We start from the raw sequence: 20,029 nt of genomic DNA, 5'->3' as shown, positions 1-20,029 counted from the left end.
TAATTTTTTTATGACTAAAATTTTAATTTTGGAGCGGTATTCCTTGACTTGTATGAGGCATAAGATACAAGTTCTTTCTTTCATTAGAGGGACAAGAAAAAACTTGTATCACGGAAACAAACAGTCCTGCATTTAGGTGACTCCTTTTGCCTGTCATGCTGTAATTCCACTTTTAATCTAAAGCGGTCAGTGTCATATCAATAATATTCTTTAATTTTTGCTGATCCGTTGTTGTCTTAACCAACGTACGTAGCCCTAACCACGCATTCATTAAATAATGAGAAATAACTACAGGATCCAACTCAGCCTTGAACTCACCCGATTGTTGACCCTTCAGAACAAGGTTAGTCAAGAGTTCCTCAGTTCGCGAATAACTCTCATCAACTAAGGATGCAACTTCAGGATCCAACACGCCGAGTTCCACGCCTGAATTCACGAGAAAACACCCTAGAGGTTCTCCTTCATTTCTTACTGTCGCCTCAAACAACTCCCGAATTAATTCTTTGATCGGTTTTTGTTTTTCAATCAGAAACCTCATTTTGCTGGTCTGCTTCGTTTCATATCGTTCGAGAGCTTTCATAAATAAGGCATGCTTATCCCCAAAGGTATCATAGATACTTCTTCGGTGAATGCCCATAAACTCAACCAAATCTTGCATTGAAGTTTTCTCATATCCTTGTGCCCAAAACAGGTGTATTGCTTTATCTAATACTTCATTAACTTCAAATTCTTTTGATCTTGCCATCGTCATCACCTCGAATAATCATTATACAATGTAGTGAAGGATCGGCAAACTAGATTTAAAAAAAGTGAATACATTACAGGTATGAGGTCTATCTATATATTTAACCCAGGATTCTTCGTTTGTCTGCTTGTAACCAATCAGGCGTCCATCCTTTTTCCAGGGCATCCAGGGTTACTCCTGGCGGAACGATAGCATCTATCGCATCCAGGATATCAGTGCTTAATCGGATGTCGCTGCCTTTTAACGTTTCACGAAGTTGCTCAATTGTTCTTGCCCCCACTATAGCAGAAGTAACTGACGAATGAGCTTGTGTAAATGCCATGGCAAGATGTGGCAAAGTTAATCCTGCTTCATTTGCAAGGGTTTGGAGCTTAGCAACGGCTTCGAACTTGATGCGATTTTCTTCTCGATTCGGATCTACAACAGTTGAAAGTTTCCCTAGAGAACTTGCTGCTCTTGAATCTGGGGCAACAGCTTCTCCCGAGCGGTATTTTCCCGTTAGTAGACCACCCGAAAGTGGGCTCCAAACCATTACGCCCATTCCGTATTTTGCGGTTGCAGCAAGCAAATCGAATTCGATGCTTCGATTCAATATGGAATACGGGGCTTGCTCGGATATAAAGCGTGCGATATTTTTGCGTTCGCTAGTCCATTGTGCTTCGGTCACTTGCCATGCCTGAAAATTGGATGTACCAATATAGCGAATCTTCCCTTCACGAACCAGGTCCGTAAGTGCGTCAAGACTCTCTTCAATGTCAGTATGGAGATCTGGCTGATGTAGTTGATACAAATCGATATAGTCCGTTTGCAACCTTCTCAAGCTTCCCTCTACTGCACGCTTAATCCAATATTTTGAGTTACCGGATTGATTAAGCCCACTGCCCATGGGCATTCCGCCTTTCGTGGCCAGAATAACATCCTGTCTGCGTCCTTTTAGGATGTGACCCAGAATTTCTTCGGATTGACCACTTGAATAGACATCCGCTGTATCGATCAGATTAATGCCTCCAGCCAAAGCCTCATCTAACATGACTGCAGCTTCTTTCTCCGTATTGTTGCCCCAAAAACCAAAAGTACCTGTACCTAATACAAAACTGCTTATTTTAAGGCCTGTATTTCCTAATACACGATATTCCATGTTCAATCCATCCCTTCTCCATCTGCTATAATTAGAACGATCGTTCTAATATTCGTAGAAGAGTTCACGGCAAGATCTCACACCACTCCTCATAACTCTTGGCTTCTTATCCGTGTATTCCTCCTACGCCAACAATATAACATATTTAGAATGATCGGTAAAGAATGATTTTATGCCCGAAATTAAGATCCTTCCTGAAAATGAACTAAGAAGACTCCAATGCCGCAGTCAAAACGGAGCTGAAGTCTTCTTTTCAATAGAAATGAACATTCAAAGCGGGATGTAAAATTTACATTAGTTTACGCATCTAACGTATACAAGGGCAGGTTTTCCGGTAAAACCGCCGGGCGCAGACATTTGCTCTGCATTGGATAGACGGTCTGCTGATCGGAGGAATCGTGGAACGCCCACATCGCCTCCAGCACATGATAAGCCAATTCACCACTGGCGCGGTGAGGCCGTCCGCTGCGGATAGCGTAGGCCATATCGGCAACACCGATGCCCCGCGTATTCTCCTGGTAGCCCGGCAGCAGCGGTACCTCTGTCCATTCTTGCTCGCCCAGCAGTCTGTAGCGAACTGGCCCACCGAACGTGTTCGGGTCAGGCACTTGTAGCGTGCCCTGAGTGCCGTATACCTCGATCGGTGGCAGAGTGCTTCCACCAAAGATGTCAAAGCTGGTAATGAGCGTGCCAACAGCCCCCTGCTTGAAACGCAGTAATCCGGCCACATGGGTCGGTATATCGACCGGGATGGTCTGACCTCTCTTTTTCTCGCTCGTAATCGTTCGCTGATCCATCGCCTTGCCTGTCATGCCCGAAATGGCAGCAATCGGACCCAGCAATTGCACCAGAGCCGTCAAATAATAAGGGCCCATATCAAACATTGGACCGCCGCCGACTGCATAATAAAATTCAGGATCAGGATGCCAATGTTCATGTCCACGGCTCATCATGAAAGCCGTAGCGGCTACCGGACTCCCAATGACTCCGTCTTCAATCAGCTTCAATGATGTCTGTATACCGGAACCGAAGAAGGTCTCTGGTGCGCAGCCGACAAGCAGTCCCTTTTGATGAGCAAGATCCAAGACAGCCTGCCCCTGCTCACGGGTGACGGCAAGTGGCTTCTCCACATAGACATGCTTGCCTGCCTCAAGAGCTCTGAGACATACGTCGGCGTGAACGCCCGGAATGGTCAAATTAATGATGAGTTCGATCTCCGGATCAGCCAAAATCTCATCTACCGAATATACATGCGGAACGTTGAACGCTACCGCCTGCTCCTCTGCCCGACCTTGGTCCAGATCCGCTACAGCGTACAGCTCCAGAATGTCGAAACGATGGCAATTTTCCATGTAAATTCCGCTAATTTTACCACACCCGATAATGCCTACTTTCATTTTGTTCATGCCTAGACTCCCTTCTTCTTCAGAAAAAATGGATAATGGCATTCTTTTATTACCGCTGTTGGTTGTCTGTCATGCCTGTATAAGCCTCTGCCAGAGAGTTGCCCCGGGTGGCCACCGCCTGTTTGCCTGCTGCTGCCCACAGAAACCCGCTGCGCATCATCTCGGTCACTTGAGGCATATCTATGATATCTGCGTGATGGCCCAGCGAATTGTAGAAGACGCGGCCGTTCCCCCAGCGCTTCGTCCATACAACGGGCATATCCACTGGCCCATTGGCTGAATGGGGGCCTGGTACGATCGGAAAGCGTGTGGTTGCCAACACTTCAACTGCCGGGTCTACGTGGAGGTAATACTGCTCGCTTTTGACCTGAAAATCCTCAATATGGTCTAGAAGTGGGCTGGAGCCGCGCTTCATGTTCACCATGTACTCTACGCCGTCATTGCCGGGATGCGCAACCCATTGCCCGCCTGTCATAAACTGCCAGTCCACGTTGTTCCGGAAGGCATCACACATGCCGCCATGGCAGCCTGTGAGACCTACGCCGCTTTGAACCGCAGCTGAAACATTATTGACCAGTTCCTGCTCAATCTGTCCCATGGTCCACATTGGAACGATCAGGTCCAGGTCAATCAGTTTCTCAGCATCCTGGTAGGCTTCCAGGGTATTAGACACTTCCACCTCGAACTGCTCTTCCTTCAAAATGCGTTCAAAAATGGCCGCCACCTGCTCCGGCTCATGTCCGTTCCATCCACCCCATACAATCAGTGCCTTGCGCATCTGTAATCCACTCACCTTTCGGAATGTATTGTTATACTACATTTCTTCAATGGATACCCAGCGGCGTTGCTCTATGGATCGTTCTACCGCTTCAAGCACAGCCTGACAAGCAACACCGTCGTGGAAATTCGGCGACGGTTGCCGTCCTTCAGAGATGGCACTCAACATCTCAAGCATCTCATGGGTGAAGGTATGTTCGAATCCAATCGTATGTCCTGCAGGCCACCAGGCTTCGGAGTACTTGTGTGCCGGATCGGTGGCGAGTACGCGGCGAAAGCCCTGAACGTCCTCCTCATCCTGTGTGAAATACACTTCCAGTTCGTTCATTCGTTCAAAGTCAAACCGTACACTGCCTAGGCTACCGTTGATCTCGAATGAATTTGTGCTCCGATGTCCGGCAGCAAAACGTGTGGCTTCGAAGCTGCCCAACGCTCCTCCGGCGAAGCGTGCCAGGAACAACGTGGCATCATCGACTGTCACTTCTCCCATCGGAGCATTTGCTTCAGCGCTCCTTTTGGAGCTCAACCCGCTCATCTCCAAAGCCAACGGGCGCTGTTTGATGAATGTCTCGCTCATGCCGATCACTTCATGGAACTCGCCGACCAAGAAGCGAGCGAGATCAATCAGATGGGCGCCAAGATCACCATGAGAGCCAGAACCGGCCACTTCTTTTTGCAGCCGCCATACCAGGGGGAAGGACGGGTCCATGATCCAGTCTTGAAGGAAGAAGGCACGGAAATGATAAATTTTGCCTAGGCGTCCGCTCTCGACTAGCTGCTTAGCCAGCTGGACAGCCGGAGAAAAACGGTAGTTGAAGCCTACCATATGTCTGATCCCTGCTTCCTCTGCTACCTGCAGCATGTCACGTGAATCCGCCAGCGAGAGCGCAAGTGGCTTCTCACAGAATAGATGCTTGCCATGGAGGGCTGCCTCAACGACAATTTCCTTATGGGCATTACTCGGGGCGTTAATGTCAATGAGGTCAATATCGTTACGTTTCACTAGATCACGCCAATCCGTAACACTTTCGGTCCAGCCGTACTGGCGGGCAGCTGCCTGAACCCCCTGCTCGTTGCGTCCACAGATAACGGACATCTCTGGCTGCAGCGGGGCATCTGGGAAGAACATAGGTAGACTACGGTAAGCGTTGCTGTGAGCCTTGCCCATAAATTTGTAGCCAACCATTCCGATACGAAGACGATTAGACATGTCGTGATCCTCCTTATGGGTCTGAGTTTCAACGAATTTTTGACGAATGGTGTTATGGACGAATGGATGACGCCCTGATAATCAGCTCTGTGGACAGGAGTTTTCTTATCGAGTCGCGCCCGGTTAGTTCCAGGGCTGGAATAAGATTCAGAGAATCGGGTATAAGCTTCGAGGCTGCAAGCTCCCCCATCTCATAAAAAGGTACGCGGACACTGCTTAGCGGCGGAACAGCCATCTCAGCCGCATCCGAATCGTCATAGCCTACAAACGCCGGAAACCGGTCTGCTGCCAGTCCGCGCTCACGGAGACCCTGCATTACCCCTAGGGCCATCCGGTCGTTCGCCGCAAATACAGCATCAATATCATTCAATTTGTCTGCGATTGTAGCTGAGGCTTCGAGCCCGCTTCGACGGCTGTAATTGCCTTCCAGAAGTAGATCGTGGTCATATTCAATACCGGCCTCCTGAAGCGCGTTACGGTAACCCTTCAATCGCTCAGTACTGTTGGAATAGATGTCCGGGCCGTTGAGAAAGGCAATCCGTTTGTATCCCTGCTCGATGAGGTGACTTACAGCCGCCCGGCTGCCTTCTACATGGTCTGCATCCACTTCACAGAACGATTGCCCTTCAAAATGGTGATTCATGACGCAGAACGGACGTCCTTCTTCCTGAAGTCTCTTTAGAGCTTCCTCCTCATCGTGGTCATCCCTGGCTCCAAGGATGATACAGGTATCGATTCTTTGCTGGCGGAAAAGACTACTGTAATCAATCCGTTCCCCCGGCTTTCGGAACAATAGAAGCAGATCGAGCCCGCTGTCTCTGGCCTTGTTTCCGATACCGCTCAGCATCTCAGAGAAAAAATAGGCTGAGAACAGGTGCGCCTTCGGGACATAAGGCATAACTACACCAAGATGGCCACTCTTACTTCGGGCAAAGTTACGAGCCAGCGCACTGGGTACATATCCAAGCTGATTAGCTGCGTCCAGAACCCTTCTCCGCGTATCCTCTTTGATAGGACCTACTGCATTCAAGACCCGAGATACCGTCGCTTCAGACACGCCGGAAAGTTCTGCTACTTCCTTGCGCGAAACGATATTACCCACCTCCAAATCATTTTATGTACGCGCGTACATTTTCTCATGCAGCCATACCTCTGTCAATCCCCAAAAAGCGTACCCCATAGATGGATAAGCTCTTTTCGTTACTCAAAGGAAAGGGTCTAGATTCCTTAAGGCTTGAGCAAGCTAATCATTCCTACTCCAATCATAAGTACTGTAATTCCCGCAAGTATGCCTATCCATTCCTTTGGACTCTTCTTTTCCTTAAATATTAAAATGCTGCCAACACAAGCAATCGCAATGCTCGCTTGAGAGATTGGAAAACTAGCCGCCATGCCGATCAGCCCGTTGGAAATAAATAATGCTAGATTCGCGATGCTCCAAACCAATCCTGTAGGTAAATTGCGAACCACCAGAGAGAATCGTAGCCGCTTTTTGCCCTTCAGGTTCATGACCATGGCTGAGCATAGCATACCGAGCGATTGCGGCAGAATGACGGATAGTCCCGATATATGAAAGAACTGATTAATAACGACATAACTACTTAACGCTAACCCCGAGCAAACCAACATTATGATAATGGGTACCGGCAAAGGCTTGGACAACCCAGCAGACTTGCCCTGATAGCTGGTTAACAGAACCCCTGCCAATATACACAGAAGAGAACCAACGCCTATCCCATATTGGTACCCTGTTATCCATTCACCCAAAATAAGTGCGGCAAATAGCGTCGTCCCTATCAACTGCAGACCACAAATCACAGGAATGGCGATCGATACGCTTACTTTTTGAAAAGCTTGAAACTGAAGCAATTGTCCAGCAGCCCAGAAAGTACCAGATATAAAACTTACCACAAAATGAATCGGTGCTAATGAGGTAGGGTGAATGATATACAAGCACAGGGCAAACAGCACAGCACCAATCACGGTACCTGTCAGCTGTTCTCGGGGACTGGCTTTTGTTATATGTGCCAATATCGGCATAACTCCCCAGCCAACGGCTGGAATAAAAGCAATAATGAAATCCACGTGCGGAATTCTCCTCCCGTAAAAAGTACTCTTCCTACAATTGTTAAATATGCCATGCAGGAAAAAATCTACAGTTTTACGATAGCAAAAAAAACCGCTTCTAAATACAAATATTTTTATAGATTAATATAGCAAAATCAAAGAAATTGTTTTCTATACGCACTGGGAGATATACTCATTACATTTCTAAAAGCCCGTGAAAAGGTCAATTGATCGGTATAGCCGACCGAATTGGATATGACCTGAATCGAATAGTCTGTATGTTGCAGCAGTTCGCACGCTTTTTTAATCCTGAGGTCTATCAGATATTGTTTAGGCGTTTCACCAGTCTCAAGTTTGAAAACGGAGGTCAGATAATTCTGATGTAGACCGAGGTACTCCGCTACTTCACTAATCTGGATGCCGCTGATGTAGTTTTTCTCAATAAAGTTTATCGCTTGAACCGAATAAGGAAGCTGCTTCTTTACCGACATCGTTTCTCCCAAGTCGTGCACAAGTTTGGCGAGAATATGGAATAAATACCCCTGTATAGCCAACGATGAAGAAAGTGTGTTATCTCCGATCCGCAACATCTCAAGAATCGTGGAATGAAAGAACGTAATATCTTCAATATCGATTACATAAGGGTTCTGGCTCGGAAGTGATATGTTTTGCAGGTAGATGTCGGATTTAATGCCCATAAAGCCGACCCAACAGTACTCCCAAGGCTCGGCTTCATCCGCCTGGTAATAAGCTACCCTATTGGCCGGAATTAAAAAAGCCTGTCCTTCTCCTATATCGTAATTTTTGTTGTCAATCACCAACCTACCTCGTCCTTTTAGCACAAAATGAACCAGATTAAAAGCGCGGGCGATGGGTCCAAAATCCTGATTGGATAAGCAGAGCTCTGTGCCACAGTTATATAAAATCAAATCTGATATATTTTTATGCTCTGAACTGGTATACGTATCAACATATTGAATCATATTCTCGCCCATTGGCATCCTCCCCACTTTCCCAAATAAAGAACCTATGCTTGTTAATTTATCAGTATAGCATAAGTTAAGGATGACAAATATCCAGAAAAAGTTTAGCTCTAAACTATAGTTTTTTGTAAGGTTCTTTGTTTTTCCTATATTCGACTTAAAAAAAGTCATGTATTTTCTATCACTCCCTTTGTTATGCTGATTCAATAATAGCGTTAACAAGTGGTTGACATATTTTGAAAGGGGCTATGTACATGGCTGGTCTACAAGTTAATCAAAAGGAACGGACATTTCACTTAACGAACAAATACTGCAGTTATCTTTTCCGTGTCATGGAGAACGGGCAATTGGAACATTTATATTACGGCAAAAAAATAGAGTACCTGGGTCAATATGACCGTTTTATCGAGCGAAGCTACCGTCCCGTGTCTGTCGGTGAGTTTGATAGTGACTTGGTGACATCGTTGGAAAGTATTAAGCAGGAATTTCCTTCTGCGGGAAGTGGAGACTTCCGAGAGCCAGCAATTGAGATCATACAGGAGGACGGATCTCATATAATGGAATTCACTTATGACCATTACGAGGTAATCACTGGGAAGCCTAAAATCCCCCATCTTCCAGCTACGTTTTGTAAGGAAGCACATGAAGCAGAGACACTCCTCATAACGCTGACCGATTCTCTTACTGGAGCGGTGGCCGTGCTTGCTTACACTATCTTCAGCGAACTGCCCGTGATCACGAGATCCGTATCCATAACGAATTCCGGGAATAATCCCGTGAGAGTCAGCCGTCTAATGAGCCTGAGTCTTGATCTCCCTGACTCCGAATATGAAATTATTCATTTATCAGGGGCTTGGGGCAGGGAACGTCATGTGGAGCGTACACCATTGAGACCTGGGCTACAGTCGATTGGGAGCACACGAGGAATTAGTAGTCATGTTCACAACCCATTTCTGGCGCTTGCCAAACCCGGATCACAGGAACACCAAGGAGAAGTATATGCGGTTAATCTCGTTTACAGCGGGAACTTTCTTGCCCAGGCGGAAGTGGACAGCTATTCAACTACCCGATTGATGATCGGCATTCATCCTGACAAATTCTGCTGGACCCTGAAGCCAGGAGAATGTTTTTATTCGCCTGAAGCAGTTCTGGTCTATTCTGAGAACGGTTTAAATGGCATGAGCCAAGCATACCATAGCCTGTACAATAAACACTTAATTCGCAGCAGTTGGACCGAGCGGGAACGACCTGTATTGATCAATAACTGGGAGGGGACCTATTTTGATTTTACTGAGCAGAAAATAGTTGATATGGCAAAAAAAGCAGGTGAACTGGGGATTGAACTCTTTGTCTTGGATGACGGATGGTTCGGTCGAAGAAACAATGATACCTCTTCCCTAGGTGACTGGTTTGAAAATCCTGAAAAGCTACCGAACGGTATCTCGAATTTGGCAAAGAAGATCAATGCGCTCGGGATGAAATTTGGTCTTTGGTTCGAGCCGGAAATGGTTAACTCCGACTCTCATATTATGAGGGAGCATCCAGACTGGGTTGTGGGAACACCCGGCCGTCAACGCAAGCATGGACGCCATCAATATGTTCTTGATTATTCCCAACCGCCTGTTGTGGATTACCTGTTTAAGTTAATGGATGACGTGCTCTCTTCTGCTCGGATCGAATACGTAAAATGGGATATGAATCGCTGTATTTCAGAAGCCTATTCGTTATCTCTGGGCAAGGAAAGACAGGGCGAATTTTTTCACCGCTATGTCTTGGGTGTATATGCTTTATATGAGAAACTGACTACCGAACACCCTGAGATTTTGTTTGAGTCCTGTGCTTCCGGTGGAGGACGGTTTGATCCAGGGATGCTTTATTATGCTCCGCAAACATGGACAAGCGACGATAGTGAGGCTATAGAACGTCTGAAGATTCAGTATGGTACATCCATGGCCTATCCGCTTAGCAGCATGGGTGCTCATGTGTCAACCATCCCGAACCACCAGGTAGGCAGAACTGCACCGCTGCAAACCAGATCCAATGTCGCCTACTTTGGTATATTCGGTTATGAACTTGACCCATTGGCTTTGTCCGAAGAAGAGTGCAATGTAATTAAAAAACAAATACAAGTGTATAAACGTCACCGACGATTAATTACACAGGGAACCTTTTACCGTTTGCTAAGTCCCTTTGAAAAAAATGAGACTGCCTGGATGGTCATTGATGCAGAATGTGAGCATGCTCTCGTCGGTTGGTACCAGGTGCTCTCGCGTCCGAATCAAGCTTATTTACGACTAAAGCTAGTCGGGCTGAACGAAATGGCAGTATATTTTGTGGAAGAGCTGGGCCAACGTTTTACCGGCAGCGAGTTAATGAACATTGGACTTATACTCACCCCGCCTCATAAGGCGGGACAGGATTTTAATATTGCGGAGAAATACGATTTCTCATCTCAATTATTTACTTTAACAAAAGAGATTTCCTCATGATTGGATTATGACTTGAAGAATTAGATCAAAGACTCGTTCTTTTCTCCAGTGCAGGGACCTTATGGAGTCGAATTGGCTCAGATTGCAGTCGAAGGAAGCAGCACCTATCGAATCCGAGATGCTATTGACTATATTGTCGGAATTGGGACCAGTCTTTTCGGAACGAAGATCTTGCAGACACCGCCAGCATGAGTGTTTCTTCGTTCCATCGGCATTTTAAAGAGGTAACCGCCATGAGCCCAATTCAGTTTCTTCATCAATAGACATATTAGTTAAAACATTCAATTATCATTTAGAAATTTAGGGGTTGAACACAGTGAAAGTGGATCAGGGCCAAATACAAGATTGGCGGACTGCTTGGCATCCTCGATGACCTTCATGACCTTTTCACTATGTTCAAGCATATCCGAAACTTTTTCCAAATCGTTTTCTCGGATGATACGGTCAAATTCAACAAATTCGTCATACATTCGATGCGAATGATCTTTTAGGTCCACCCGAATTGGCGTTTCCTTATTCGCAGTATAATCAAAGCAGTCGCATATATTAGCTGAACTTGCCATGTGTATATAGCCCTTATTACCTTGAATGTTCACGGCATTGGGGGCCGTACTATCTTTTGAACCGATGCAGACACACTTGAAATCACCATAATCAAGCAACAGCATACCTGAAGTATCAATTCCACGCTCCATGTTCGCCCAATACTCCACTTTCTTAGGGCTCCCGAAGAATCCAACAACAAAATGAATATTATATAAATTAATATCCATCAAGGCTCCACCAGACATTTCTGGATTAAACGCAGGCTGGATTATTCCCGCTTTGAAAGCTTCATACCGAGATGAGTATTGAGAATAGTTGCATTCAACGATTTTGATCTCACCAAGTTTAGGTAGATACTCCTTCATGAACAAATAATTTTTCAAATATTGATTTGTTATGGCTTCCACCAATATCAGTTTTCTTTGCTGAGCAATTTCTTTTAGCTCTAGGAATTCTTGCAAATTGGAAGTAAACGGCTTCTCACAAATGACATGTTTGCCACTCAATAATGCTTCTTTGGCATATGAATAATGAAGATGATTAGGTAGCCCGATATAAACTGTATCCACTTCACGATTCATCAGCATCTCGCTGTAATCCGAATAAATCTGAGAGATTCCATATCTATGTTGCCAATCCAGTAATTTTTCCTCATGACTAGGTCTAGAACAAATTGCCTTTAATAAAATAGTCGGGATATCCTGAATAAAGCTCAATAGATCCCCTACGATCATCCCTGCTCCGACAATTCCCAACTTCATTTTAGTTGCACTCCTCTATACCTTTTTCAAGTATTTCCATACAAATTATTGTTTCTTCGTCTTTAATCACTTTTTCTTTACCAAGTACGATCGACTGATAGATATCGTCATATACTCGAGCATAGTCTCCCTTTTCAGAAACGACTTTTTCTTCATGATACTCGCCTTTATCATCCAGATATGTTAAGATGCCGTAATGCTCGGGCTGGTCGATGCCGAAATCGGAGTGTCCCTTAGGCAGATAGTATAATTTCAGATGCTCCTCCTGACGATCCTTCGTTTGCTTTATAAAAACGCCTTTTTTGCCGTATACAACAAAACCCGGCCGCTCTTTTAAGCGAAAAAAGCTGGATTTGATGGATACCTTGAGCGATGGATAATAAAAATCCAGATCAAAGTAATCATTCATTCTCCCAGTACCCAGCAATTGACGAACATCATAATGGATTGTGTCCGGCTTCCCAAAATAGGAAAGAACCTGGTCAATGGTATGAACGCCATGTCCATATAGGTAACTGTTATATCTGGAAAAATGAGAAGTGGAGTTCGGGATCTCAGGGCGATAATAATCGTAATGCATCTCCACCTCCAGCAAATCTCCAAGCTTTCCTGATTCAATAACCTTCTGGGTAGTGAGGAAATCCGAATCGTAACGTCTATTCTGATAGCATTGTATAACCAGATTTTTCTCTTTAGCATATTGGAAGATCGACACGGCTTCTTCTTTGGTTAACATAAAAGGTTTCTCAACAAGTACATTTTTCCCGTGGTCTAGCGCCATTTTCGCATAAGAGTAGTGGGATTCTACAGGTGTACAGATAACAATCAACTGAATCTCCTTATCGTTCATTAAAGATTCTATATTATCTGTATACAGCACGTCAGGGATTTTTTTCCACTCCCTTTTATCTGGATTACGGGCATATATCGTCTTCACTTTCAATTCAGCTCTGTTCAATGAAAAAGGAAGATGATAACGGTTCGTGCTTTTCCCATTTCCAATATAACCGATGGTAAGCATATTATTTCCCCTTTAGGCTCTTTTTCATTTATTATAAAAGAAGAACGTTGATCGTAAAGGATTCGCCACCAAAATGGTACATTCAACCGATTATTTTTAAAAATGGTTGTTTATTTTTAAACAAAATGTTTATTTCATATTATTTCTCGAACGTTTTATTCAATTGAGCCGGGGTGAACCTGTTGAAAATACTGATACAATTATCAGAAATGCAAAACTTTACACCAAACGAAAAAAGCATTGCATCCTATATTTTGCTTCATAAGGAAAGTATCCTGCACTTAAATATTCAGGAGCTTGCAAAGGCAACGTATACTTCGCATTCCGCAATTAATCGATTAACACATAAACTTGGGCTATCGGGCTTCAAGGAGTTTATAATCAAACTTGCTCGGGAGTTTCAGCAGAACACCCAGAACATTTCCAATGTAGACCCCAACTATCCCTTCGGTTATGATGAATCCCCACTTCAAGTGGCGAAAGAAATTGCAGAATTAATGAAAGAAACGATTGAAAAAAACTTTACATTCATGGATGATAATTCATTGTCGCAAACAGCCCTATTGCTGGATCAAGCGAAAAGGATCTTTATATATGCGTTGGGCGATTCACAAATCCGTGCGAAAAGTTTCCAAAATAAATTGGTAAAAATAAACAAGTATGTGGTTATAGCTACGGAGCTGTCTGAATGGGCTTACCATACGGCTAATCTTACGACACAGGACTGCGCTGTGTTTTTAACTTACCACGGAAAGTCGCCGATTTTTTTAAAAGCAGCACGGCATTTCGCACATGAAAATATCCCTTTTATCACAATTACAGCAACCAATCAAAGTGAATTGGCCAAACTCAGTAATATCTGTATCCGGGTGCCTAATGACGAAGTAAAACATGCCAAGATTGGTACATTTTCGTCGCAAATTGCTTTTGACTATGTATTAAATGTGATCTATTCCTGTATCTATAAAATCGACTACTTGAAAAACATGCAAACCCTAACACAATCGTTGGAGAATTCGCATCTCAATGACATGATGAATGACGTATAAAATAAATATGCACTAAAACAAAAAGTCGCCAATATGGCGACTTTTTCAGTAAGTATATATATTGTTCTCCTCAGTCAAGGCTCAACTTTCATCTATTGCTTTTCGAATATCATAATCATTGATATCGATATCTAAATTCATTCCAAGTGCCAACTTTGCTAGCTGATTTCCAATAAAGGGACCCATAGTCAACCCGGATGCTCCAAGCCCATTTGCCGCTATAAGACCATCCCAGCCTGGAACAGCTCCGATCACCGGTAGAAAACCGGGTGTAAAAGGACGGAAACCAACTCTTACCTCCTGAAAAGTGCTGTTTGCTAAATCAGGGGCCAATTCTAAACCTTTATTCAGAATTTCCTGCATCCCCCCTGCTGTTACTCTCGTATCGTAACCTTCGATTTCATTTTCGTGAGTCGCCCCTATTACGATCTTCTGTTTATCAAAAGCCAGCAGATATTGATCAGAAGGCGGTATGACTACAGGCCAGGTGCCTGTGTCTTGCCTATTAGGAACCTGCAAATGCATAATTTGTGCTTTTTGATAACTAACCTTAAAATGAATGCCCAAAGGCAACAGTAGTTGATTTGCCCATGCACCTGCACAAACAATGACCTTGTCAGACGAGAAGCTTTGTGCACCGACCACTACTCCCGTTACATGGTCGAACTCATATTGAAGCGTAGCATTTCCATGTATAAGGACCGCCCCGTTTTTTTGTGCTGATCGGACCAACGCATCCCGCAGCGCACGACCATCTATTCGGGCGGCACCGCTTATATGAACAGAATGATAACCTTCTACTAACAAAGGAAACCGTTTATAGGTTTCTTTTTCATTTAGCCGGGTAATTTCACCGATTTCCGGTGCATCCGCTTGTCGTAAGTGTGCCCGCGTCTCCATTTTTTTGATTTTCTCCAAATCATCATGAATACTGAGAGCCCCCACTTGAGCATAGCCAGTTTCTGTTTCTCCCTCGCTTTTGAGTTCTTCAATCACCCCAGGGTAAAAACGTGCTCCCGCTTTGGCTAGCTGGTACCAAGCCTGATTGCGTCGCTGTGATAGCCAGGGACAGATAATGCCAGCAGCGGCATCAGTAGCCTGTCCTTTATCTTTACGATCTACAATAATGACATTAGCACCCATTTTTGCTAGATGGTATGCTGTCGATGCCCCCAGAATTCCTGATCCGATTACGATGACCTTCTTCATGATTACATCCCTTTCCTACATCACTGTATCCATTATAGCGAATAGTGCATGAATGCATAAAGTTTGAAATTAATATTTTAAATCCTTATAAAGTTCTTAGAATTGATCTTTAAAGTAGTTGTCAGAACAAATGAAAAGGATGAACTGATATGGATAACATTATTTTACAGACTAAAAATCTCTGCAAAACCTTCGGACGACAACAGGCGGTGAACAACGTCACACTGTCTATTCAGGAGAATTCCGTCTATGGATTACTTGGCCCAAATGGGGCTGGAAAATCAACCACCTTGAAAATGTTAACCGGTATGCTACGCCCGACATCCGGTGAGATTTTATTTCAAGGAAAACCCTGGTCCCGAAAAGATCTTGCTCAGATCGGCGCACTGATCGAATCCCCTCCACTCTATGAAAATTTGACAGCTAGAGAGAACCTCAAAGTTCGTACAACGTTGCTCGGATTGCCTGATTCGCAGATTGATGAAGTGCTGAACATGGTTGATTTGACCCATACCGGGAAAAAGCGCTCGGGCCAGTTCTCGATGGGTATGAAACAGCGGCTGGGCATTGCCATTGCTCTCCTCAATCATCCCAAGCTATTGATCTTAGATGAGCCAACCAACGGACTAGACCCCATTGGTATTCAGGAGCAACGCGAGTTGATTCGCTCCTTCCCGAAGCAAGGAATTACCGTAATTCTTTCCAGCCATATTTTATCTGAAGTCGAACAAATCGTTGACCATGTCGGTATCATTGCCGGCGGCGTATTAGCTTATCAAGAGGCGGTCACTCCAGGGCAAAACCTGGAATCGTTGTTCATGCAGATTGCACAGGAATACCGAAAAGGGGATGAGTAGGATGCAGCAATATATAGCCGCCGAACATCTAAAATTAAAGCGCACCTTCACAAAAAAGTTGGTCTGGCTTGCCCCCATCGCTACTCTTCTTCTGTGTACCGTACTCATGGGGGGACGTATGCTCCAAAGCGCCAGCTACAATTGGTGGTATTTCATGCTGCTGCCAGGTACCCTCACCTTAATGTGCTCAGGAGTGATCCAAAAGGATGGCAAGAAGCTGAAATACCGTGCTGTCCTCGGCATGGCTGTAGATTTGGCTCAGGTATGGTACGGTAAAATCGGGGTTTGCGTAAGACTCTTAATAGTTTCCTTTATTGTCCTATTTATAGGGATAACTCTTGGCGGATTCGTATTCTCAACTTCTGTAACACTAGCAGGAAGCGTTGCTGCAACTCTAATCCTCTTCATCACCTTTTTGTGGCAAGTTCCACTTTGCCTGTTCCTGACGGACCGAATAGGCATGTTTGCCACTCTAATTATTAACATGCTGGGCAACGTATCTTGCACCATTTTGTTCGCTACGTCCTCTGTGTGGTGGGCGGTCCCTTATGCTATTCCAGCCCGATTAATGTGCGCCGTCATTAAAGTGCTACCTAATGGGCTTGCCGTTCCTTCAGGAGATCCGCTTTTGGATAAAGGCGTGATTGTGCCCGGCCTAGTGATCACAATCTGCCTGTTTATAATTCTGTCGATACTGACGGCGATGTCCTTCCGCAAGCGGGAGGCTAAATAAGATGATTTCTTTTTTCCGCTATCTGAAATCCGATATGCTTAAACTTAGAAGGCAGCCCTTACTGCTTGTGCAGCTGTTTGTGCCGCTTTTAGGCATAGCAATCTTTCTAGCCTACTATTCCTTTACTCCGTATTCACCGATTTCAAAGGTGGACGGCTATTTACAGGTTCTAGCCGTGGTTCTTCCTACCATGATTGGTATTGTCTGCTCCATTGCTGTTGAGCAGGAGGCAGTCGCTGGAAATTTCCAGCAGCTATTGATCTCGCCAGTGAAGCTGCTACCTTTCCTGAGCAAGCTCAGCCTGCTCCTGATCTTGGGATTTGGCAGTGTGCTGCTTGCCTCCGGAGGCTTTGGGGCTGGCTATATATATCTTATGAGAGAGTCACCGTATGGCTTGAAGTTTTATGTGTTGGCTGCCTGCATTCTGTTTATGTCCAGTGTATTCCTCTATTTTCTGCATTTTTTCATTAGTTTGCGGTTCGGCAAGGGAGCTTCCATCGGTCTAGGCATTATGGAGAGTCTATTGTCCGCTTTGCTTCTTACAGGGCTGGGTGATCATAATTGGATATTCATCCCCTCTACTTGGGCTGCCCGGTTCATCACGATCTGGGTGCAATACGATATAAACGCAGCAGTATCTATTCCTGAAGCTATACGGCTTGATTCGGGAGTCAGATATTGCGTAGTAGGGACCGTAGCCATCATGGTATTATTAGGATTATGGATTTGTCGTTGGGAAGGACACAATTCGTCGGAATAAAGACTAGAGTAAAGAAAGCAAGGGAAGTGAATTAAGCATGGCAAACTTGTTGGCCGTTGATGATGAACCCGCCGTTTTGGCACTCCTTCAAAATATTTTGCAGAAAGATGGCCATGTTGTCACGGTGGTCTCCGACTCCCCACAGGTTCTCACCATGCAGCTTGGAGCCTTTGACCTCATCCTGCTTGACGTGATGATGCCTACCATGGACGGGTTCACACTCTGTCGGGAAATTCGCAGCAAAATAGACTGCCCGATCCTGTTCCTCACCGCAAAATCCATGGAGAACGATGTGATGTTAGGGCTTGGGGAAGGGGCGGACGATTATATTGTCAAGCCGTTTGGTGCTGGAGAGTTGCGCGCAAGAATCAACGCCCATCTCAGACGGGAGAATCGTGAACGGCGTAATGTATTCTGCATCGGGGAAGTTCATTTCAATCTGTCCGGCAAGGAAATCACCGTTCAGAATGTTGTAGTCCCGTTTACCAAAAGCGAATATGAGATATGTAAGTTTCTAGCCCTGAACTGGGGACAGGTGTTCCCTAAAGAGCAGATTTACGAAGCTGTCTTCGGCTTGGATGGGGACAGCGATTCCGCCACCATCGTGGAGCATATTAAAAATATACGAGCCAAGCTTGGCAAAGTAGAGGTTTCGCCAGTGGAGACGGTTTGGGGGATCGGGTACCGATGGAAGTAACCAAAGTACAGCAAGCACGCAAGACAACCAAACTACGAACCATTTTTCTGGGTTATTTAGTTATGTTCTGTATCGGGACGATTGCGCTCGCTCTGTTCCTGGTTCTCATCTTCTATGTCCTGATGTCTTGTGGGACCATTCTCCCCGCGAACTATGCTGAGAATCAGGTGCGGGAGGACAAGACAATCATTGAAGCTGGCAAGACCCTACAGCCGGATTCTCGGCAGAAACTGTATAAATACGCATCATTCACTTCGGAAGGCCGCCTCAATGAGGGAAACCTTTCTGAAAAGCAGGCTCAAACTGCTTGGAGTGTTACACAGCAGAACGATACTGCTTATCAATTTCCCTATAACTATGTAAAAGTCTCACATCATGATAAAGTTACTGTGATGCGCTATTCTGTCTCGGCTCAGTTTGAACTTCCTATCCTGCGTCAATACCTGCCGAACGCGGAATTGTCCTTTTTTGCCGTGTTCTGTATCGCCTTTCTGGGGGGAGGTGCCTTGCTGGCTTCCTCCTTCGGACGAAAGCTGGCACGTAAGATGAGTGGGTTGCAGCAGGCCACCAAACAAATTCAAGCACAGGATCTGGACTTCTCAATCGAATTCAGTGGCGTGATGGAGATCGATCAGGTGCTGCATTCCATGGATAAAATGAAAGAAACGTTAAAGACTTCGCTTCAGAAACAGTGGAATCTGGAAAGATCCCGCCGCGAGCAAATATCCGCCCTAGCACACGATGTCAAAACACCACTCACTATCGTTCGTGGAAACGTAGAGCTACTATCCGAGACCGATCAGTCCGAAGAGCAAAAGAACTATACGGATTATATATCGGAAAGCACCAGGCAGATGGAGCAGTATATTAAGACTCTTATTGAAATTTCAAAAGCGGAAACGCTTGTCACCCTGCGGGCGGAAACGATGGATGCTGACTTCTATTTAACGAAAGTGAAAGATCAGATAATGGCCTTGGCTGCTGTCAAAAAAATATCTGTAGCATTCGCTGCATATAACCTCCCTAAGACGCTGTATGCAGACCCAGTTCTACTTGAGCGAGCCATTATGAATGTTGCTTCTAATGCGGTAGATCAGGCGCCTGAATATAGCGAGATCCAGCTGACCGTAGAGTCTGTGGAAGACTGCATTCGGTTCAGCATCTTAGACGAAGGCCCAGGCTTCTCTCCAGAAGGCCTCAAACAGGCCGCCGAGCAGTTCTATATGGGTGACTCGTCCAGAAGAATAAATGGACATTACGGTATGGGTCTGTATATAACAAAATCCATTGTCAATCTACATGGCGGAAAGCTGATCATCACCAACTCCACCCAGACAGGCGGCGGACAGGTAAGCATTGAGATTCCGTCAGTTCATTAGCGACATAATGAGAAAATTACCGAAATAAATAATTTGCTCTTAAGCTTGGTTCGATTCATAAGGCACACACCTCTTCCTCGTTTGTTATTGAAACAATTTAAAACGCTACTGACATATGAAGGTCAGTAGCGTTTTATCATTTTGCCATCGGAATGAAAACACTCCTGGCACAGACTCGCGATTATTATAAGGAACATGGGTT

20 protein-coding genes are annotated in these 20,029 nt (G+C 45.0%); 9 read left to right on the top strand and 11 right to left on the bottom strand.

Annotated features, from left to right (window positions below; genetic code table 11):
• Nucleotides 1-172: 172 nt before the first annotated feature.
• The 8 genes from ACL9RM_RS15605 to ACL9RM_RS15570 form a co-directional block, all read right to left on the bottom strand.
• Complete coding sequence (locus ACL9RM_RS15605; RefSeq protein WP_235309766.1) at nucleotides 173-745, bottom strand: TetR/AcrR family transcriptional regulator; 573 nt, start codon at nucleotides 743-745, stop codon at nucleotides 173-175.
• 100 nt (nucleotides 746-845) lie between these two features.
• Nucleotides 846-1,883, bottom strand: coding sequence for an aldo/keto reductase (locus ACL9RM_RS15600; protein WP_250268431.1), 1,038 nt, complete (start codon nucleotides 1,881-1,883; stop codon nucleotides 846-848).
• 299 nt (nucleotides 1,884-2,182) lie between these two features.
• On the bottom strand, nucleotides 2,183-3,289 hold the full coding sequence (locus ACL9RM_RS15595) for a Gfo/Idh/MocA family protein (protein ID WP_250268433.1): 1,107 nt from the start codon (nucleotides 3,287-3,289) through the stop codon (nucleotides 2,183-2,185).
• Nucleotides 3,290-3,338: 49 nt separating this feature from the next.
• Entirely contained in the window at nucleotides 3,339-4,067 is a 729-nt protein-coding gene (locus ACL9RM_RS15590) for a ThuA domain-containing protein (RefSeq protein ID WP_250268924.1), read from the bottom strand.
• Between the two features lie 36 nt (nucleotides 4,068-4,103).
• Complete coding sequence (locus ACL9RM_RS15585; RefSeq protein ID WP_250268435.1) at nucleotides 4,104-5,276, bottom strand: Gfo/Idh/MocA family protein; 1,173 nt, start codon at nucleotides 5,274-5,276, stop codon at nucleotides 4,104-4,106.
• A 52-nt stretch (nucleotides 5,277-5,328) separates the two neighbouring features.
• On the bottom strand, nucleotides 5,329-6,384 hold the full coding sequence (locus tag ACL9RM_RS15580; protein ID WP_414126394.1) for a LacI family DNA-binding transcriptional regulator: 1,056 nt from the start codon (nucleotides 6,382-6,384) through the stop codon (nucleotides 5,329-5,331).
• Between the two features lie 119 nt (nucleotides 6,385-6,503).
• Complete coding sequence (locus ACL9RM_RS15575; RefSeq protein ID WP_250268438.1) at nucleotides 6,504-7,361, bottom strand: GRP family sugar transporter; 858 nt, start codon at nucleotides 7,359-7,361, stop codon at nucleotides 6,504-6,506.
• Between the two features lie 137 nt (nucleotides 7,362-7,498).
• The gene (locus ACL9RM_RS15570) at nucleotides 7,499-8,338 is read right to left on the bottom strand and encodes an AraC family transcriptional regulator (protein WP_250268440.1); all 840 of its coding nucleotides are present in this window, start codon (nucleotides 8,336-8,338) and stop codon (nucleotides 7,499-7,501) included.
• Nucleotides 8,339-8,580: 242 nt separating this feature from the next.
• Between ACL9RM_RS15570 and ACL9RM_RS15565 the strand changes: the two genes are divergently transcribed.
• Genes ACL9RM_RS15565 through ACL9RM_RS15555 form a run of 3 tightly spaced genes read left to right on the top strand, consistent with a single transcriptional unit; the run spans nucleotide 8,581 to nucleotide 11,078 of the window.
• On the top strand, nucleotides 8,581-10,815 hold the full coding sequence (locus ACL9RM_RS15565; RefSeq protein ID WP_250268442.1) for an alpha-galactosidase: 2,235 nt from the start codon (nucleotides 8,581-8,583) through the stop codon (nucleotides 10,813-10,815).
• Between the two features lie 48 nt (nucleotides 10,816-10,863).
• Entirely contained in the window at nucleotides 10,864-11,007 is a 144-nt protein-coding gene (locus tag ACL9RM_RS15560; protein ID WP_416381820.1) for a hypothetical protein, read from the top strand.
• Nucleotides 11,004-11,078, top strand: a complete 75-nt coding sequence (locus ACL9RM_RS15555) for a hypothetical protein (protein ID WP_416381824.1) — start codon at nucleotides 11,004-11,006, stop codon at nucleotides 11,076-11,078. Before ACL9RM_RS15560 ends, ACL9RM_RS15555 begins: the two co-directional genes overlap by 4 nt.
• Nucleotides 11,079-11,096: 18 nt before the next feature.
• Here ACL9RM_RS15555 and ACL9RM_RS15550 read toward each other — a convergent pair whose 3' ends face one another.
• Together ACL9RM_RS15550 and ACL9RM_RS15545 are read right to left on the bottom strand one after the other, a co-directional pair.
• Entirely contained in the window at nucleotides 11,097-12,122 is a 1,026-nt protein-coding gene (locus ACL9RM_RS15550) for a Gfo/Idh/MocA family protein (protein ID WP_250268443.1), read from the bottom strand.
• Between the two features lies 1 nt (nucleotide 12,123).
• Nucleotides 12,124-13,143, bottom strand: a complete 1,020-nt coding sequence (locus tag ACL9RM_RS15545; RefSeq protein ID WP_250268444.1) for a Gfo/Idh/MocA family oxidoreductase — start codon at nucleotides 13,141-13,143, stop codon at nucleotides 12,124-12,126.
• A 182-nt stretch (nucleotides 13,144-13,325) separates the two neighbouring features.
• Here ACL9RM_RS15545 and ACL9RM_RS15540 point away from each other — a divergent pair, with 182 nt between their 5' ends.
• Nucleotides 13,326-14,192 (top strand): MurR/RpiR family transcriptional regulator, encoded by an 867-nt coding sequence (locus ACL9RM_RS15540; RefSeq protein WP_250261270.1) that lies wholly within the window; start codon nucleotides 13,326-13,328, stop codon nucleotides 14,190-14,192.
• Nucleotides 14,193-14,273: 81 nt separating this feature from the next.
• Here ACL9RM_RS15540 and ACL9RM_RS15535 read toward each other — a convergent pair whose 3' ends face one another.
• Nucleotides 14,274-15,401, bottom strand: a complete 1,128-nt coding sequence (locus ACL9RM_RS15535) for an NAD(P)/FAD-dependent oxidoreductase (RefSeq protein WP_250268445.1) — start codon at nucleotides 15,399-15,401, stop codon at nucleotides 14,274-14,276.
• 149 nt (nucleotides 15,402-15,550) lie between these two features.
• On the opposite strand from ACL9RM_RS15535, the gene ACL9RM_RS15530 reads away from it, so the two are divergent.
• From ACL9RM_RS15530 to ACL9RM_RS15510, 5 genes are read left to right on the top strand one after another with little or no spacing between them, the layout of a single operon-like run.
• Nucleotides 15,551-16,258 (top strand): lantibiotic protection ABC transporter ATP-binding protein, encoded by a 708-nt coding sequence (locus ACL9RM_RS15530; RefSeq protein WP_069289620.1) that lies wholly within the window; start codon nucleotides 15,551-15,553, stop codon nucleotides 16,256-16,258.
• Between the two features lies 1 nt (nucleotide 16,259).
• Nucleotides 16,260-16,991 (top strand): lantibiotic immunity ABC transporter MutE/EpiE family permease subunit, encoded by a 732-nt coding sequence (locus ACL9RM_RS15525; RefSeq protein ID WP_250268446.1) that lies wholly within the window; start codon nucleotides 16,260-16,262, stop codon nucleotides 16,989-16,991.
• Nucleotide 16,992: 1 nt separating this feature from the next.
• Nucleotides 16,993-17,751, top strand: coding sequence for a lantibiotic immunity ABC transporter MutG family permease subunit (locus ACL9RM_RS15520; protein ID WP_250268447.1), 759 nt, complete (start codon nucleotides 16,993-16,995; stop codon nucleotides 17,749-17,751).
• Nucleotides 17,752-17,788: 37 nt separating this feature from the next.
• Nucleotides 17,789-18,448 (top strand): response regulator transcription factor, encoded by a 660-nt coding sequence (locus ACL9RM_RS15515; protein ID WP_068938789.1) that lies wholly within the window; start codon nucleotides 17,789-17,791, stop codon nucleotides 18,446-18,448.
• Nucleotides 18,439-19,827 (top strand): HAMP domain-containing sensor histidine kinase, encoded by a 1,389-nt coding sequence (locus tag ACL9RM_RS15510; RefSeq protein ID WP_250268448.1) that lies wholly within the window; start codon nucleotides 18,439-18,441, stop codon nucleotides 19,825-19,827. Before ACL9RM_RS15515 ends, ACL9RM_RS15510 begins: the two co-directional genes overlap by 10 nt.
• Nucleotides 19,828-20,029 lie beyond the last annotated feature (202 nt).

Origin of the sequence: Paenibacillus sp. S29 (assembly GCF_049319765.1) — a bacterium.
GTDB classification, from domain to species: Bacteria; Bacillota; Bacilli; order Paenibacillales; family Paenibacillaceae; genus Paenibacillus; species Paenibacillus polymyxa_B.
Note: the sequence above shows the minus strand (reverse complement) of the source record. Positions and strands in the feature narration are given on the sequence as shown.